We start from the raw sequence: 15,569 nt of genomic DNA, 5'->3' as shown, positions 1-15,569 counted from the left end.
GCTATTTACCGCTACTTTACTCTCTTTCCAACTTTCCTCTCTTGTTAGGTACATAGCCCCATCTACACTAACATAATGAAGTTCATCCGCTTTACCTGATTCATATTCTTTATAAACCAGATTTTTGATAACCGCATTATCAGCATCTTCAATCCATTGTCCATATTTGTGGCAAACACGCTCTATTTGCTTGGCATTGACCCCTGCACCTGTCAAATTATTGATCACATCTTCTGCTTCACTAAATACCAAATACTGACCCATATAGCACATGGTTTCTTGAGCCAAACTACTAATACCCATAAAACCTGGAGATTGAGCAATAACATGAGACTTGCAGGATTCTATCTTTCCAAATCTGGTTTGTAGTTTTTTTTTAAGTTCTTGCTCTTGGGAACACGACCAACAGATAATTGTAAAACTTCTTGCTCAACATTTGACATCATTGCAGCGTACGTAGATTCGTATTGATATCCATTCTCCATACGAGAAGGATCAGATAACCATTGTTCAAAATGTTTGTCGAAGATTAACGAGGCTTGAGTCTTTATATCCATTAAATATGTTTCTAATAAAAATACTAAATTTTAACAAAAAGGGAAATTTGTCGTAAACCCAACATACAGGAGAGAAATTTGGTAGTAGAAATGGCCCTTGGCAAGAAAGTAAAGGGGGTGAGGCAAAAGATGGAGCTACCAAAGCAGCAGAAAAGCATTGGGAAGAAGTATTAGCAACCATGAAGAAAGATCTTGCCGATCCAGACAATACAGCAAGAAAATGGAAAAACATTCTAGTTCCTAGTAAAATGTTGCAAGACAATTTATAAACAGATAAATAGTGGGTTGATGGTAGTGATTTGTTAGATTAATCAAGGTAGAAATACGTTTTAAGTAGTACGATCACCAAAAGAAGGAGTAGCGTTAAAAAACTACTAAAAAAAAGTGATATTCGTATTAATTTTTCAACATCTCTTGTATACATCAATACCAATAAATACCTTTGATTTGGCAGTATCTTTTGTCATTATAATCAGTAGATCATTTGATTGATTATAGCGGCAAAAGATATTGCTTTTATTGTATTGAACTCATTTACACTTTTTCGATTTGCTAAAAATAAGAAATTGTAAATGAGTTTATTAGTATGAGTGATAGTATACTAACTAAACTTAATTTTTATTTAAAAAATAAAGCCCATTAAAATGAGTAAATTAAAAGGTAAAAAAGTAATCATAACTGGAGGCGGTAGAGGATTAGGAAAAGCCACTGCAATTGCATTTGCAAAAGAAGGAACTGATATTGCTATAACAGGAAGAAATGAAAAAACACTACAAGAAACAGTATCAGAATTAAAAGCATTAGGAATACATGCTACCTATGCTGTTTTTGATGTAGGTAATTATGAAGAAGTAAAAAAAGGAATTAAAAATATAGTTTCTGATCTTGGATCGGTAGATATATTAGTGAATAATGCAGGAATTGCTGCGTTTGGATCGTTTAATGAGATGGAGGTAAGCCAATGGACCAATATCATTCAAACCAATCTATTAGGGATGTACTATGTAACCAAAGAAGTGTTACCTTATCTGATAGAAAAAAATGAAGGAGATATTATCAACGTTTCTTCAACCGCTGGATTAAATGGAAACCCAAATACTTCTGCATATTCTGCATCAAAATTTGCAGTTATTGGGATGTCTGAATCATTAATGAAAGAGGTGCGTAAAAATAATATTAGAGTATGTACATTGACTCCTAGTACCATTGCATCTGATATGTCATTGGATTTAGGAATCACCGATGGAAATCCTGAAAGCGTATTACAACCAGAAGATTTTGCAGAATTAGTAGTTGCTACATTACAATTACCAAGAAGAGCAATGCTTAAAAATGCTTCTTTATGGTCTACAAATCCGTAAATTAAAAAGAGTGTGTAATCTCTTGGATAAATTATAATAAAAAATGCGCTATAAGCGCATTTTTTATACTAGTGCAAAAGGGTTATAATTCTTCCAATTCTTGAGTCATAGTACGAGATAAATAAGGATAAATTTTTTCATAATCAGAATGACTCCTGATATACATTTTATGGCTTACATTTTTGATAGTCTCGATCTCTATTAAATTCAATTTTTTTATAGTATTTCCAGTTTCAATAATATCTATAATGACATCTGCAAAATCAAGCATCAATGCATTCTCGTGGCATCCAGACATATATTTAACTTGAACGATGTATCCTTTTTTTGCAAAGAAATTTTGTGTTAGTTTAGGAAACTTGGTCACAACCCTCATCCCGTCATGGTATTGTATTGGCCTTTTTGCAATTACAGATAATCGACAAGGTTTGTTGGTCTTGTTATTTAGATGGTAAGATTCATATGCTTGACTGTTGTTGTTAAACCATACAGAGCTGCCCAGTGCAATATCAATATGTTGTTCTTTTAGCATCCACTCTAGATCGGCGTGACGCACTTTTATACAGATAAGATTATTTTGTGTGTCTTTGAAATAAGGTATCTTAGAATTTATAAAATCTTTAAACATAGGAGTCTGATAGAAAGTAAAACAACGACTGATTTCGTCTAACCCTCTTCCTTTTCCAAATCCCAAAACTAATTCACGATGGTGTATGTTATTTCTCACTTGGTTCAATTTTTTTTAGGCCTATCAAAGATTCAATGTTTTTACATGCTTGTGTGATAGATAATTGATCGGTATCTATCACAACACAATTACATTCTTTTGCTATCTGAATGTATGTATGTAAATAATGACTATGATAGTTGTCATCAAATTTTTTTTCTTTTCTTGGTGCGATTCTACTTTTAATGGTCTCCAAATCTGCCGAACAAAGAAATGTATGTACTGGTTTGGGCCAGCATTTCCAGTATTGTTTCGGCAGAAGTGATAAAACCGTTATCCAATGCCTATCAAAAATCAAAGGCTTAGCGTGTTCAGATTCTGTTTCTTTCTCGATGGCATTTTTGCCTATTTCTATAACTTTTTCATAGGATTTTGCTTCGGCAGCTTGGATTAATTTTATTCCTGTACTGCCTCCAAATGGCCGAACATAAATTCCACAATTTGTTTCTGCTAATCTTTTTGCTAGTGTCGTTTTTCCAACTCCATCGTGCCCATCCAAAGCTATAATTGGATATGTTAACATTTTTTTCATAGTAGAATAGTATGTTCGTTCTACATGAATATTGAGAGATTAGTCTTCTAGCCCTCATTTTTATAAGAATGATGAGGGTAGGTGTTTATAAAAAATGATCGTACAATATGCCCCTGTAAAGAATAGGATATTAAATTATATACAACTGACTTGATTATCAAACAATATCATATCAAACTTAGATTAATAGATAGATAGACTAGCTTGTTTTTTCTTATCATCAAGTTCGAGCCAATAATGCCTTCCTTTACTTTTTTCTAAAAGAGCTTTGGCTTCTTCTTTTAGTTCCATTATTCCTTTTTTAGAGATACGCCAAGTTTTATCTCCTTTTCCAGCTTTTCCAGAAAGGATCACTTTGTTTTTTTCTACTTTTACACTTACTTCAGAACCTTCATTAATTTTCATTCCTAGTGCTTTTCTTGCAGAAACAGGAAGTGTGATGACCCCATTGGGAGACATTTTCATACGTTTGTTTTTTACTTTTAAGTCCATAATTAAGAAAATTTAATTGTTAAATATTAATTGATATAGCTCTTCATATTTTTGAGCTACGGTACTTTCTTTTTCTCCTTTTCGCCATAAGTCTTTATCATAACTGGTATCATCGGGATGTATTCCTGATCTTACGCGCATACAATCAGGGCTGATTTCTCCAAATACAGAAGTTCCATCTTCATCAATAAAGAAGCAGATATCTACTAGTACCAAATTTGATTTTGCAAATAGAGATTCTAACCATTCAAAAGTTTCTGAAGCTAGTTTCTTGGCTTTTGCTACATCTTTTATCCAGATAGATGCATAATCATCAGAGATAGGTTCATCGGCTAATCGCACATCATTCTCATCGGTCAAAGGGTTTCTCCAATCAAAGCAAACGATAGGACGATCAAAGCGACTCCATTTTTTTAAAGGGCTATGCCCTTTTTGTAGGGTGTGATATTGTTCTGTATACCGATATCTATGTACAGGAGATCCAACGTGGTACCGTTTTACGCGTACTTCTAGATTACTGGTATTAACCCGTTGTTGAACCAATAACAATCCTTGGGGATGCTCTATACAAGCAAGAAATGCGTTTTTTAATTCTTTTCCAGTTTCGGTGGCATTTTTTCTCATCCTCCTGAACACTTCTGAAGTAAACTTGACTCTTAGGTCATCTGTTTTTTCAACAATCCCGTAACGGTTATGTGTATAAGAGTATACTGTAGGTTTAAACTGCTCTACAACGATTTTAGAATTTAATAACTTAACAATCTTACTTTCTCCTTCAATCAATAGAGGAAGCTCATCAAAATCAAAAGGTATTTTCTGAATAATTTGTTCAATGCAATCATCGACCGATAATTGTTGAGATTTTTGCGATTCTTGAAAATCAAATACTACAGTTTTAGAGTTGGTAGCTTCACTTTGATCAGCAACAATTTCGGTTTCTATATCCAACTCTAGCAGTCTTTCTTTGACTTGTATAAGAAGTTCTTTTGGGAAATTCTCTTGAATAAGGTTTACTTTTAATACTTGATTGTCTGTAACGATCATTTTAATGAATTTTTATAAGGTGTTTATTTTCTGTTGGTTGTTTCTTTTGTCTTGTTATGTTGAGTTTTTGGTCATAATAATGTAATACCTCTTGTGCAGCCCAGGTTGATTTGGCAATTGCCTTGGTATGATCTCCTGCTCTGGATATTTTTTTCAGCATTTGCACATCAAAATCCAAGGTTTCTTCTGCCCATTTTTTTATATCTTCATTGGTGCTTACAGCTCCTACACAGCCTTCGATACCTTTGCAAATATTTAGCGGTATTTTTATAAAATAGTCTAGTAGGTTTCTTTTGTCATCATCCTCACTGGTTATATGTTGCACATAAGACCCCATGCCCATAAGTTGCCTGAATCGTATAAAACCAAAACTAAGGTTACGTAGTAGTAGATCATTGGTGTTTTTATGAGGAACCGTAATGTTACCATATAAACATATACCGTGGTCGTATAAGTTATCTCCTGATGCTAGTTGATAGGCCCAGAAATCAATGGTGCCAAATACACTAATGTTTAATTCTATACCATTATACAAAGGTGATGTACCTTGTAATACATTGAGGGCATCTTCTATATTTTTTACAACAACAATAAGATCATAATCAGAAAATTGTTGGCTATTGGTAGCAGATCCATATAAGATAACAGCTTCTAGGTTTGTATCTAGCAGTTTTTTGAGATCAGTAATAAAACCAAAGCGTTCTTTTTGAGCAGGAGTTAATTTGGGGGTTTCCATTATTTTTTGTTCTGATGGAATGTCCTTGACCAATTCTGTAAGTAGTTTTGAGTAAAAGAGTTTTAGTTTTTTTAATACTAAAAGTGGGTTTTTGGATAAATAAGGAACCATTTTCAGAATAAAATCTCTGATCTCTTGTTTGGTGATACCTTTGCTATTAGTCATCTCGATGGTACAACTGGCTTGCCATAAACGATTGAGCTTACTCTCTATAGTCCCAGAGGACCATCTGTTTTGTATAATTGCAGCACTAAGTGTAACTCCAGATAAAAAAACCATCGATTGTAACCAATGTAACCCATTAGAAATAGTGATAGATGAAGAAAACGGAATTGTTATTTCTCTTCTTTTTAATGTTGAAATAAAATCATTTAATGGGGTTATTGCTTCTTTACTACTATTTATCAAAGCTTCAAAAAAGCAAGGATGAAACAAAGAAGCATATTCCAATACCCTAGGAGTGAATACTCTAGGGTTGGGAGCTTCTAATAATACAATTTGTTTAAAAAATGCTTCGTATTGATTAGGTGTAAGCTCTTCATCCATAATAAAGATTGTGTATGGAGTAGGAGTCGTGTTTTTCCAGTTTGGAGGCATATAAATTAACTGATGCCCGACATAGGGAATACCCGAAATGCTTAAAATATCTATATTTTGATCTGGATAAAAAAACACGTTTATCTGTTAAATTGGTAAATAAAAATATAGCGCAATTGGGAGTATATGAAGATACTAAATAATAGTGTTGTAGAGAGGGGGTGTTGCCTCCAATTTTTTGAGGTTAAACACTTGTTTTAAAGTGAATTGCACAATGTTTTGGCTAGAGGTAATAGGAGGTAGAAAAACTAGTGCAGGCGATATATTATAAAAATAATATAAGGTCACTTTTAAGTAAAATACACTACATAGAAAAAAAGGGTTAATAACAATCCATTTTGAGTTGTCCTTTATTCTGATAATAACTTAGAGGTTTGCCATTTATTTGCAAACAAATTTGGTCTATTACATAAAGCACATCTTTTTGCATAATAATAGATCCACAAATAAATACAATTCCTTTCTTATGAAGTGTACTTGCGATAAGTGGCGCATTTTTTTCTACAATATGCTGGACATAGATTTTTTCTTGATGTACTCTGGAGTATGCAGGGAAAAATGAATGTAATGTTCTATTGTCAAGACCTTCTTGTATGATAGGATTGTATAATGTTTTTGATTCTTCATTTCTTCCTCCCCAAAAAAGAGTTGCCTGTGCATTGTTATGATTTTCATTGATCATACCTAGAAAAGGGGCAATTCCAGTTCCGTTTGCGATCATTACCATCCCTTTAGTACGTTTTGGTACATTAAAATGAGGATTTGATCGAATTAATGCAGTGATTGTATCATTCTCAATAAGTTGGCTAAAATAGGTAGAACAAATACCGTATTTATGCTTTTTGATACTTAATAAGATATCTCCATCTATTTTACCAATAGAATATAAGCGTTCTATAGAGTCACTTTTGGGATAAAAAGCTAATAAGTCTCCAGAAGTAAATTGTGTTTTTTTCTCTGGTCGTAATCGAAGTAAAAATGTATCATCGATATTTAACGAAGATCTCTCGATAACCAAAAATTGTTGATGTTTTTTGATGTCTATATTTCTTTTTGGAGGAGATACCTGAATAGGTAACCCAGTATTTTTACTCCATTTTGAAGACCAGGTTTTAAAGGCTTCAAAAGATTGATTATTTATTTTATGAATGCCAGTTACTGGTATGAACTTGGGGTGTGATTGTAGCATATGATCTATATCAATAGCATACTTGCAAAAATCTGGATATGCCAAAGAACCCAAGCCGACTACAGAAAAATGTATTTCTTTTATAGGAGTGATTTTGGCAAAAGAGCGTTTAAATTTTTTGGCATTTGCAGGAGGTTCTCCTTTACCATAAGTGGCTGTAAAAATAATTATGTGTTCTGCTTTTTTATAAGAGGTATAAGCATTTAACTCTGTAATAAAGACTGTTTTACCCAAATCAATTAATGCATTATAAAAAAGCCTTGCAAGCTCAAAGGTATTTCCTGTTTCTGAACCTACTAGAATGATATATTCTGCTTTGTCTTTGTGAAAGTTGTTTTTGAGAACCTTACTTTTCTTTCTTCGTTTGAGGGTCATAACAAAACCAGAGTATATAAAGTAGGGAATACATAGGGTAGATATGCCTATGATAAGAGACCAGATGATACTGCCTTTTCCTGTGTGTAAATTGAGACTCAAGTTAGATAATAATGCAGAGAAAGGGTATTTCTGTTCGCTTACGATAGCTCCTGTAAATTGATGAATGTAAGCTTCTTTATCTTTTAGTTTAAGATGGTAATACTCTTCTTCATCTTCAAAAAACGGAAAAGTAAGTTCTCTTACTTCTGATAGAGAGATATTTTTAAAAACAGGAAAGTGTATAGGTTGAATTTTTCTGTCATTAGTAGAACTATATTGGTCTGTTACAAGTTCTATTTTTTTATTTGGGATAATCTCAAATCGTAAGAGAGATAAATACGCTCCTGTAAGCGATAGAATAATGATTGGGATAAGGGTTAATCGCCCAAAAATAATATGAAAATATTGAGAAGCATTTTCTTTTATAACTTTAGAAAGGAATTTTTTAATTCCATTTTGTCGTTTTATAATTAGAAAAACTCCAGAAATAGTAATAAGAAATAGTAAAAAAGAGGTAATACCAATAAAAATTCTACCTAATGATTTTAAAAATAAGGACCGATGTAGATTGGTCATAAATTTAAAAATAGCTTTTTGCTTGATAATATCCCCAATTTTTTTACCAGTAAAAGGGTTTATGTAAAATGTATTATTACCCGATGTAGTAGTGGCTTCTAAGAGAATAAATCCATTTTTATCTCTTTTTATACTAATAACTTCATCGTAGTTCTTTTTTACAATATTTATGGTTTGGGCAATAGTAAGTTGTGAAGCATTTTTAACACTGTAAGGGTGGCTTTTTTCTAATATAGGTTCTAATGCTAGAACACCTCCTGTGATAGAAACTAGTAATAAAAAAATAAAAGAAGATATAGCCAGTGCAAGGTGACTATATCTCCAGATTGAAATTGTCATAAAATTTAGTTAGGGATCATTCGTATGTAACGAATATAACCGTTACCTGCTACTTTATTTTTTATGGATTCTGAGCTGAATACTACTTCAGCGTCGTTACTGTAATATTCTTTATCTTCGACAGCAGTTTCAAATCGTAACTTATACCCTGCATCTATTTTTGAAGAGTCCATTTTTAAACTTATAATTTTTCGTTCGCCTCCTATTATTGATTCTCCTGTGATAGCATCAATGTTTTCTTTTTTAGCATTAAAAAACGGCCACCATTCTTTAAAATCAGGATACCATTCCTCATCATCTCCAAACATATATAATGTTTTTTCATATGCCCCATCAGGATTTATTAGAGATACTGCAATATAAGCACCTTCTCCAGAATAGTTAGTTAATTGTACAATACATTTATAGGTTACATGAGTATTGTTTGATGAGGTAAAAGCAAGAGTAGTACACATCAATGCTACAAACCCTATGGTTGTTATAGTTTTATATATACGGTTCATGGTGTTTAATTTAGGTAGGTTAGTTTGATTTTTTTCTGTTGCAATATTTCATTTTCTTTGGCTAAATCGTAAACAGATTCATTCAATTCTGTTTTAATAGTTTTATCTGCTCCTGATTCTAGTAAGAATTTTATGATTGCATCTTCTTTTGCAGTCATAGCTGCAATGTGCAAAGCGGTATATCCATTTTTGTTTTTGGAATTGATATCTATTTGCAATGCTACTAATTGTTTTACTAATTCTAGCTTTCCTTTTTTGACAGCTAGGTGCAACAATGTATTGCTATCCTTTTGCAAGGTGTTAATAGTATACCCATTAGACGTTAATGTGTTCATCTTTGTAGCAAACTCACCAATGTTTCTTCTATATCCATCTACCAGATGATATCCCATGTCATATCCTTTTTTGTCTTTTAATGTAATATCAGCTTCATTTTTTATTAAAAATTCAACAATGTCTACTGTGTTACTTCTTATTGCTCTGGTTAGTGCAGTGTAACCATCATTGTTTTGATAATTAATATCCTTTGTTTTTTTGAGCAACAAAGAAACAATTTCTTTTGTATTTCTGAAACTAGCTCCTATTAATGGTGTATTCCCGTTTTGATCAACTTGGTTTATGTTTGCTCCTTTTTGAATGAAATAATTAAATACTTCAATGTTTTTTACAGAAGATGAAATGTTGTTTAATGCGGAGTTTCCTGTTTTAGAAACTAATAGAGGATCTAATCCTAGATTTTCTAGATACTGTAGAAATGATATTTCTACTTTTGTCGTGCTTCTATGTCTTCTTTTTGTAGCAAAAAGAAATGCGTTTTCATTTGTTTTTGGATTTGCTTTATATGAAACTCCTTGTTTAATCAGTAGTTCTAGTGCTTCTTTATTTCTTGCTTTAGCAGCATAATTAAAAATTCCGTTACCATCAGTATCAGTACTGTGTATAGATATATTTTTCTTTGTAAAATAATCTAGCATGTCTTTGCCTTTGATATTTTGGGCATACAATAATAAGATGTTTCTACCTTTTTTATCTTTTTCTGTAATATCGCTTCCATTCTGTATGCAAAAATCATAAATTTCTTTATTATTTACACCTCCCAAAGCAATAAATTGAATTAAAGAATAGCCATGTGCATCTTTGATATCTGTCTTTGCTTTTTTATCAATGAGATACTTCATCAACTCTAGATTTCCTTTGTACCCTGCCCAGAAAATATAAGTACGTTTATCATGCGTAAGTTTGTTTACATCTATTCCTTTATCAATTAGGTAAGAAATAGTAGGAGTAGGGTTGTTTTCTAAAATAGCATAACTCACAGCATCCATTGCATGTGAGTTAGATTCATAAATAGAATGCCCTTCGTTAATTTTCTTTTGTATCGTTTCTATGTCAGGTTTCTTTTTCCAGAAATCTCTTTGAAGAAAAATGTTTTTGTTTTGTGCTTGGGTAAAGAAGCTAAAAACAAGAATAGCGGTTATTGATATTATTTGTGTTTTCATTTGTGATAATTTATGTAGCCCAGTTAAATTTTGATATAACTGGGCTTTGTATATATTAAAATTTGAGAGTAGTTGTAAGAGAGACCATTGTTGGGTCTATAGGGTTTACACTACCAGTTCTATAAGAGAAAAATACAAATTCATCTAATAGATTAGATACTCTAAGAGCCACATCTATTTTCTTAGATTCATAGGCTGCACCAGCATTTAATAAGGTGTAGGATTCCTGTACATAGGGTAGTACTGTACTTCGGGTAAATACGTCATTACCAAGACGCTCACTAGTGTATTGTCCTCCAACATTAAGAGAGAAATTTTTAAGTATCCCTTGGTCAAATTTATATTTTGACCAAAACCCTATCTGATGTTCTGGTGTTTGTTGTGGTCTTGTTCCTTCTTTTCTAGAGCCTCCTGCACCAAACTCTGCATCAATATATGAGTAATTAGCGCTTAAGAATAATCCTTTGAAAGGAGTGGTAGATATATCAAATTCTAGTCCTTTATATTCTGTTCCAGACCCTATCTCGTATCTATCATCTTCTCCTTGTACAGCAAGGTAACTTTTGTCATTAATGATATAATAAGAAAGGTTTGTTTCTATTTTACCATTAAAGAATGAGTTTTTTGTTCCTATTTCATACTGATCTGTATAATATGGAGCTAGTACTTTATCATTTATATCCAAGTAGGCTCTGGTATTTGGTCTGAATGAATTTGTGTAACTCGCATATATTGAGTTTGCTTCAAAAAACTTATATACCAATCCAGCACTAGGAGTAAGAGCTATATCATCATGTTCTGTAATAACCACATCACCTGCTCTAAAAGTAGCTCTACCTCTGAATTGACCTTTTATATCTTCAGAATTTTGAAAATGAGTGTTTTTTGATGCTCCACTTACATTGTCTAATCGTAAAGAAGCTAAAACATTGAATTTATCTGTAACATTAACTAGGTTTTGTACAGAAATTCCTAATCCTCTGAAGGTTGTTTTTGTGGTTCTAAATTTTTCTGGATTAAGACCAGGGCTTTGAACTGCATTTCTGTTAAATAGATAAATGGTATCTAAATTTCTTTCAAAAGGGAAACTATGAGAAAGTTGCGTTCTATTGTCATAATCAATATTAATACTTAGATTATTTGTCATCCCCAAGAAATCAAACTTACCTCTTAAGTTAGCTTGCGCTCCAAAAGTTTCTTCTTCCCAATCTGCTGTTTCTAGAGTTCTTATAATTTGAATGTCATTTCCTTCTTGTATGTATTTATTTCTAAATCCACTCCCTGTTTGTTGATAATCATATGCAGAAAATGACAGTCCTGTACTTACACTCAGGTTCCAGTTTTCATTTAAGTTAGTATGAAAAGCGAGGTTTGAGTTTAATTGAGTAGAGTTTCTTTGATTAAAAGAACTACCAAGAAAACGATCTCGTATATCTTTTGTAATCCCAGAATAGAGTCTTTGTGTACCTTCTGTTTGCATATAAACTGGCTTTTCTTTACCATCTACAGTTTCATATCCTGTGATAATCTGGTTTTCAAAAATTGGCAGACCAAAATCTCTTGGTCTTTCATCTATTGTATAATCAATATTAAAGTCAAAATAACTCTGTTCAGAGGCCTTGTATCGTAAAGCTCCGTAGTTAAAGATTCTTTTAGATTCTACATTTTCTCTAAAGCTTTGCGCAATATCAGTAGTAGAAACTATGCGTATTGCAAGCTTATCACTGATCAATCCGTTGAAATCTACAGTTGGTTTGTAATAATCATAACTGCCAACCCGCATAGAAACAGTTCCTTTAGTCTCAAACACGGGTTTTTTGGTAACATAATTTATAGTAGCACCAGGAGAGATATACCCAAAATTAATTGCGGCCCCACCTTTGAGGATTTCTATTTTTTCAAAAGCTTGCAACTCTGGTGTTCCCAAAGATTGATTGGTACCAAAACGAGTACCATCTCTAAACATAAACCCTAAATAACGAAGACTAATTCCTCTTGCAGCAAATGTTTCTGATGTTCCGCCATATCCTTTGTTGAACTGAAATACACCCGATACATTCGAGATAACTTCCCCTAATGTTAAAGCTTGTTGCTCTTTTATCAAATTACCAGATATGATTCCAGAAGAATTAGGCATATCAATAGCTTTGACCCCAAGTTTATTAGAAGATACGACTGTATTATTCTGACTTTTGATCTTTTGACCATTTAGAGTAACCTCGCCTAGTTGTTCTATTTTTGATGGTAAAGTGATATTTACGATGTTTTCTCCACTAGTTAATGTGGCTTCTTTATATATAGTTTGATGACCAGTTTTTGATATTTGTAGAGTTACTTTTTGAGTAGTAATATTGGATAACACATAACTTCCTATGGTAGATGTGATAGCCCCTTTATCAGCTCCTTTTATTTGTATGGTTGCACTTTCTACACTGTTTCCTTTTTCATCAGAAACTGTTCCTTTTATTGTCGAGTTATTATTTTGTGCACTTACAACCATTGTAAGCATAAAGCATGCACAAATAATTACGGTATTTATAATTTTCATTTTGTTTAATTGTTGATTTATTATTTTTATTTAGATTGAATTAAAACAACAAAATTATGTTTTATTTTATAACAAGGTGTTTTATTGGTACTTTTTTTGCTGTTATAGTGTAAAATAATAGAGTATGAGCCCTTGGATATTGAAGAACTTATTTATAAGTTGTATAAAATGAGGAGAAAAGATGCTATGATTCTCTTTTTATTTTATTGAAAATAAATTGTTTAGCACTTAATGTGATGTTAAAATGATCCAATAAAAGGAGTCTTTATTGGTGTTAATAGGAAGGTATCTAAGACGTAATAATTCTTGATTTTTCCTTTAGTACAGATAACAAGAAGCCGTGAAAAAAAAAGAAGATATAGTCAACATAAGGTAACTATATCTTCAGATTGAGATGATTATTTAGTTAGTTGTATTGTGCTTATAAGGTGTTTTACTGTGGCATCATACGAATATAGCGTATATATCCTTTACCATCTACTTTACTTTTTACCGTTTCAGATGTAAGTTCAAATTCGATATCGTCTTTGTAGTATTCTTTATCTTCTACAGCCGTTTCAAAACGAATTTTATATCCAGCATCAATTTTATCATTATCAATTTTAATAATACTAATGCTTCGTTCACCACCACTTAATGTTGCCCCTGTGATTGCATCAATGTTTGAACGTTTTTTACCATAAAAACTCCACCAACTAGCGATGTCGTGATACCATTCTTCATCATCGCCCAGGATATATAATGTTTTCTCATAGTTTCCGTCTGGATTCATCAAAGAAATAACAACATAAGCGCCTTCTCCCGTATAATTAGTCATTTGTATCATGCACTTATATGAACTACTATCTGTTGTGCTTTTGAATCCAAATACAGTAAAAAGGGTTAGTACAAGTATCGGAAACAATTTAAATATTAAGGATTTTTTCATTTTACTTTAAGAAATTTAGATCAACATTATTTGTCTTTAATACTTCATTTTCACTTGCCAAATCAAATACAGACTCTTCAAAACCAGTTTTGATGTTTTTATCAGCACCAACAGATAAAAGATATTCTAATATTGTATTGTTTTTTGCTGTCATCGCTGCTTTATGTAATACAGTCATTCCTTCACTATTTTTGGCATTGATGTCAATAGTATATTTCTTAATTAGTTTTAGCAACTCCAAATTCTTTTTTTCTATGGCTAGATGGTATAATGTATTTCCATCTTTTTGAGGTTGGGTCATATCAAATCCGTTGTTGGTTAGCAAGGCTACCTTTTTTTTGAATTTGTCAGCTTCTTTAGGGTTGTAGGATGCTATTACATATTTAGAAAGCGTATTTCCTTTGGTATCAGTAACGGCAATATCGGCTTTTTGCGCAATTAAAAATTCAACCACATCGGTAGTATTATATTCAATAGCATTGGTTAATGCAGAACGCCCGTTTTTGTCAGTATCATTTATTGCACTGGTTCTACCAGCTAGTAGTTTTATAACCTCCAATGTATTTTCATAAGATGCATTTAATAAAGCTGTATTTCCTTTATTATCTTTTTTGCTAGCATCAACACCTTTATCTATAAAATAGTTAAATACAGCAACATCTTTGTTTGAGTAAGCCAAAGAATGTAAAGGAGTAACTCCTTCTTTGGTGGTGATATTGGGATCGATTCCCAATTTTTCTAAATATTTGAAAAAACTCAAAGGGTTGGTGCCTTGTCTAGTACCTTGGCTGGCAAAGATCATTGCATTTTCTCCTTTTTTATTAAGATTTTTATAAGGAACTCCTTTTTTGATCAATTGATCAAGTATTTTTGTGTTTCCTGCTCGTGAGGTATAATTGAATACACCATTGCCATTCTTATCTGTGCTCATAATATCCAACCCTTTTGAGGTGAAGTAATCAATAAGAGCAAAATCTTTTACATGCGGAATTAATAACAGTAATGCGTTTGCACCATCTTCATCAATATCTTTTTGTATATCAATACCATTTTTGATACATAGATCATAAATCTCTTTATTAGTTTGTCCTGTAGCGGCAGCAAAAGTTAATACAGAAAAGTTGTGAGCGTCTTTCATATCCATTCTAGCTTTATTAGCGATCAGATATTTCATCATTTCTACATTATCTGCATAGGCAGCCCAAAAAACGTAGGTTCTTTTATCATGGGTAAGCTTGTTGACCTCATTTCCTTTTTTTGATAGTAAGTGTTTTATCGTAGCATTTGGTGCTTTACCTAATAAAGCATTTGCTACGGCATCAAACCCATAAGAGTTTAAGGCTGTTGCACTATGACCTTCTGTAATTTTTTGCTCAACAGTTTCTATTGAGGGGCTGGTTTTCCAGAATTCTCTTGTCAAAAAGATATTTTCTGTTTGCGCTTGTAAAAGGTTTACAAATAAAACCAAAGCAACTGTTATTTTTATTATTTTCATTTTTCTGACTTAAAAAATTTATGTGGTAC

The 15,569-nt window shown here is 32.3% G+C and carries 14 protein-coding genes; 1 reads left to right on the top strand and 13 read right to left on the bottom strand.

Translation table 11 applies throughout. The features are described 5' to 3' along the window. Both CVD18_RS01210 and CVD18_RS01205 read right to left on the bottom strand, forming a co-directional pair. A partial coding sequence (locus CVD18_RS01210) for a hypothetical protein (protein ID WP_199185028.1) occupies nt 1-303 on the bottom strand: 303 nt, incomplete at its 3' end. Between the two features lie 41 nt (nt 304-344). Next, nucleotides 345-557, bottom strand: coding sequence for a hypothetical protein (locus tag CVD18_RS01205; protein WP_103863630.1), 213 nt, complete (start codon nt 555-557; stop codon nt 345-347). Nucleotides 558-1,201: 644 nt separating this feature from the next. Here CVD18_RS01205 and CVD18_RS01200 point away from each other — a divergent pair. Beyond that, nucleotides 1,202-1,918, top strand: coding sequence for a 3-ketoacyl-ACP reductase (locus tag CVD18_RS01200; protein ID WP_103863629.1), 717 nt, complete (start codon nt 1,202-1,204; stop codon nt 1,916-1,918). Nucleotides 1,919-2,000: 82 nt separating this feature from the next. On the opposite strand, the gene CVD18_RS01195 is transcribed toward CVD18_RS01200, so the two are convergent. The 11 genes from CVD18_RS01195 to CVD18_RS01145 all read right to left on the bottom strand — a co-directional run bounded on the left by CVD18_RS01195 (nt 2,001) and on the right by CVD18_RS01145 (nt 15,540). Then, nucleotides 2,001-2,645 carry a hypothetical protein gene (locus CVD18_RS01195; RefSeq protein ID WP_103863628.1) on the bottom strand — a complete coding sequence of 215 codons (645 nt, stop codon included), beginning with the start codon at nt 2,643-2,645 and terminating at the stop codon, nt 2,001-2,003. Then, complete coding sequence (locus tag CVD18_RS01190) at nt 2,635-3,177, bottom strand: AAA family ATPase (RefSeq protein ID WP_103863627.1); 543 nt, start codon at nt 3,175-3,177, stop codon at nt 2,635-2,637. Before CVD18_RS01190 ends, CVD18_RS01195 begins: the two co-directional genes overlap by 11 nt. A gap of 183 nt (nt 3,178-3,360) precedes the next feature. Further along, nucleotides 3,361-3,669 carry an AbrB/MazE/SpoVT family DNA-binding domain-containing protein gene (locus CVD18_RS01185; RefSeq protein ID WP_103863626.1) on the bottom strand — a complete coding sequence of 103 codons (309 nt, stop codon included), beginning with the start codon at nt 3,667-3,669 and terminating at the stop codon, nt 3,361-3,363. A gap of 12 nt (nt 3,670-3,681) precedes the next feature. Beyond that, the gene (locus CVD18_RS01180) at nt 3,682-4,713 is read right to left on the bottom strand and encodes a phosphoribosylaminoimidazolesuccinocarboxamide synthase (RefSeq protein ID WP_103863625.1); all 1,032 of its coding nucleotides are present in this window, start codon (nt 4,711-4,713) and stop codon (nt 3,682-3,684) included. A 1-nt stretch (nt 4,714) separates the two neighbouring features. Beyond that, the gene (locus tag CVD18_RS01175; RefSeq protein WP_146052673.1) at nt 4,715-6,124 is read right to left on the bottom strand and encodes a hypothetical protein; all 1,410 of its coding nucleotides are present in this window, start codon (nt 6,122-6,124) and stop codon (nt 4,715-4,717) included. Between the two features lie 244 nt (nt 6,125-6,368). After that, complete coding sequence (locus tag CVD18_RS01170; RefSeq protein WP_103863623.1) at nt 6,369-8,567, bottom strand: PepSY domain-containing protein; 2,199 nt, start codon at nt 8,565-8,567, stop codon at nt 6,369-6,371. Between the two features lie 5 nt (nt 8,568-8,572). Then, the gene (locus CVD18_RS01165) at nt 8,573-9,070 is read right to left on the bottom strand and encodes a DUF2271 domain-containing protein (RefSeq protein ID WP_103863622.1); all 498 of its coding nucleotides are present in this window, start codon (nt 9,068-9,070) and stop codon (nt 8,573-8,575) included. A gap of 5 nt (nt 9,071-9,075) precedes the next feature. Further along, entirely contained in the window at nt 9,076-10,569 is a 1,494-nt protein-coding gene (locus CVD18_RS01160) for an ankyrin repeat domain-containing protein (protein WP_103863621.1), read from the bottom strand. Between the two features lie 55 nt (nt 10,570-10,624). Then, complete coding sequence (locus CVD18_RS01155; RefSeq protein WP_103863620.1) at nt 10,625-13,117, bottom strand: TonB-dependent receptor domain-containing protein; 2,493 nt, start codon at nt 13,115-13,117, stop codon at nt 10,625-10,627. A 433-nt stretch (nt 13,118-13,550) separates the two neighbouring features. Then, on the bottom strand, nt 13,551-14,045 hold the full coding sequence (locus CVD18_RS01150; protein ID WP_103863619.1) for a DUF2271 domain-containing protein: 495 nt from the start codon (nt 14,043-14,045) through the stop codon (nt 13,551-13,553). A gap of 1 nt (nt 14,046) precedes the next feature. Further along, nucleotides 14,047-15,540 (bottom strand): ankyrin repeat domain-containing protein, encoded by a 1,494-nt coding sequence (locus CVD18_RS01145; protein WP_103863618.1) that lies wholly within the window; start codon nt 15,538-15,540, stop codon nt 14,047-14,049. Nucleotides 15,541-15,569: the final 29 nt, after the last annotated feature.

It is taken from the genome of Aquimarina sp. I32.4 (assembly GCF_002924285.1).
In the GTDB taxonomy this organism is placed as follows: domain Bacteria; phylum Bacteroidota; class Bacteroidia; order Flavobacteriales; family Flavobacteriaceae; genus Aquimarina.
This window is presented reverse-complemented; position numbering and strand designations above follow the sequence as displayed.

What these genes read in the sequence shown, in the direction of transcription:
- CVD18_RS01205 (WP_103863630.1), bottom strand. Translation starts at nt 557, where the DNA reads ATGGATATAAAGACTCAAGCCTCGTTAATCTTCGACAAACATTTTGAA.
- CVD18_RS01200 (WP_103863629.1), top strand. Translation starts at nt 1,202, where the DNA reads ATGAGTAAATTAAAAGGTAAAAAAGTAATCATAACTGGAGGCGGTAGA.
- CVD18_RS01190 (WP_103863627.1), bottom strand. Translation starts at nt 3,177, where the DNA reads ATGAAAAAAATGTTAACATATCCAATTATAGCTTTGGATGGGCACGAT.
- CVD18_RS01185 (WP_103863626.1), bottom strand. Translation starts at nt 3,669, where the DNA reads ATGGACTTAAAAGTAAAAAACAAACGTATGAAAATGTCTCCCAATGGG.
- CVD18_RS01180 (WP_103863625.1), bottom strand. Translation starts at nt 4,713, where the DNA reads ATGATCGTTACAGACAATCAAGTATTAAAAGTAAACCTTATTCAAGAG.
- CVD18_RS01170 (WP_103863623.1), bottom strand. Translation starts at nt 8,567, where the DNA reads ATGACAATTTCAATCTGGAGATATAGTCACCTTGCACTGGCTATATCT.
- CVD18_RS01165 (WP_103863622.1), bottom strand. Translation starts at nt 9,070, where the DNA reads ATGAACCGTATATATAAAACTATAACAACCATAGGGTTTGTAGCATTG.
- CVD18_RS01160 (WP_103863621.1), bottom strand. Translation starts at nt 10,569, where the DNA reads ATGAAAACACAAATAATATCAATAACCGCTATTCTTGTTTTTAGCTTC.
- CVD18_RS01155 (WP_103863620.1), bottom strand. Translation starts at nt 13,117, where the DNA reads ATGAAAATTATAAATACCGTAATTATTTGTGCATGCTTTATGCTTACA.
- CVD18_RS01150 (WP_103863619.1), bottom strand. Translation starts at nt 14,045, where the DNA reads ATGAAAAAATCCTTAATATTTAAATTGTTTCCGATACTTGTACTAACC.
- CVD18_RS01145 (WP_103863618.1), bottom strand. Translation starts at nt 15,540, where the DNA reads ATGAAAATAATAAAAATAACAGTTGCTTTGGTTTTATTTGTAAACCTT.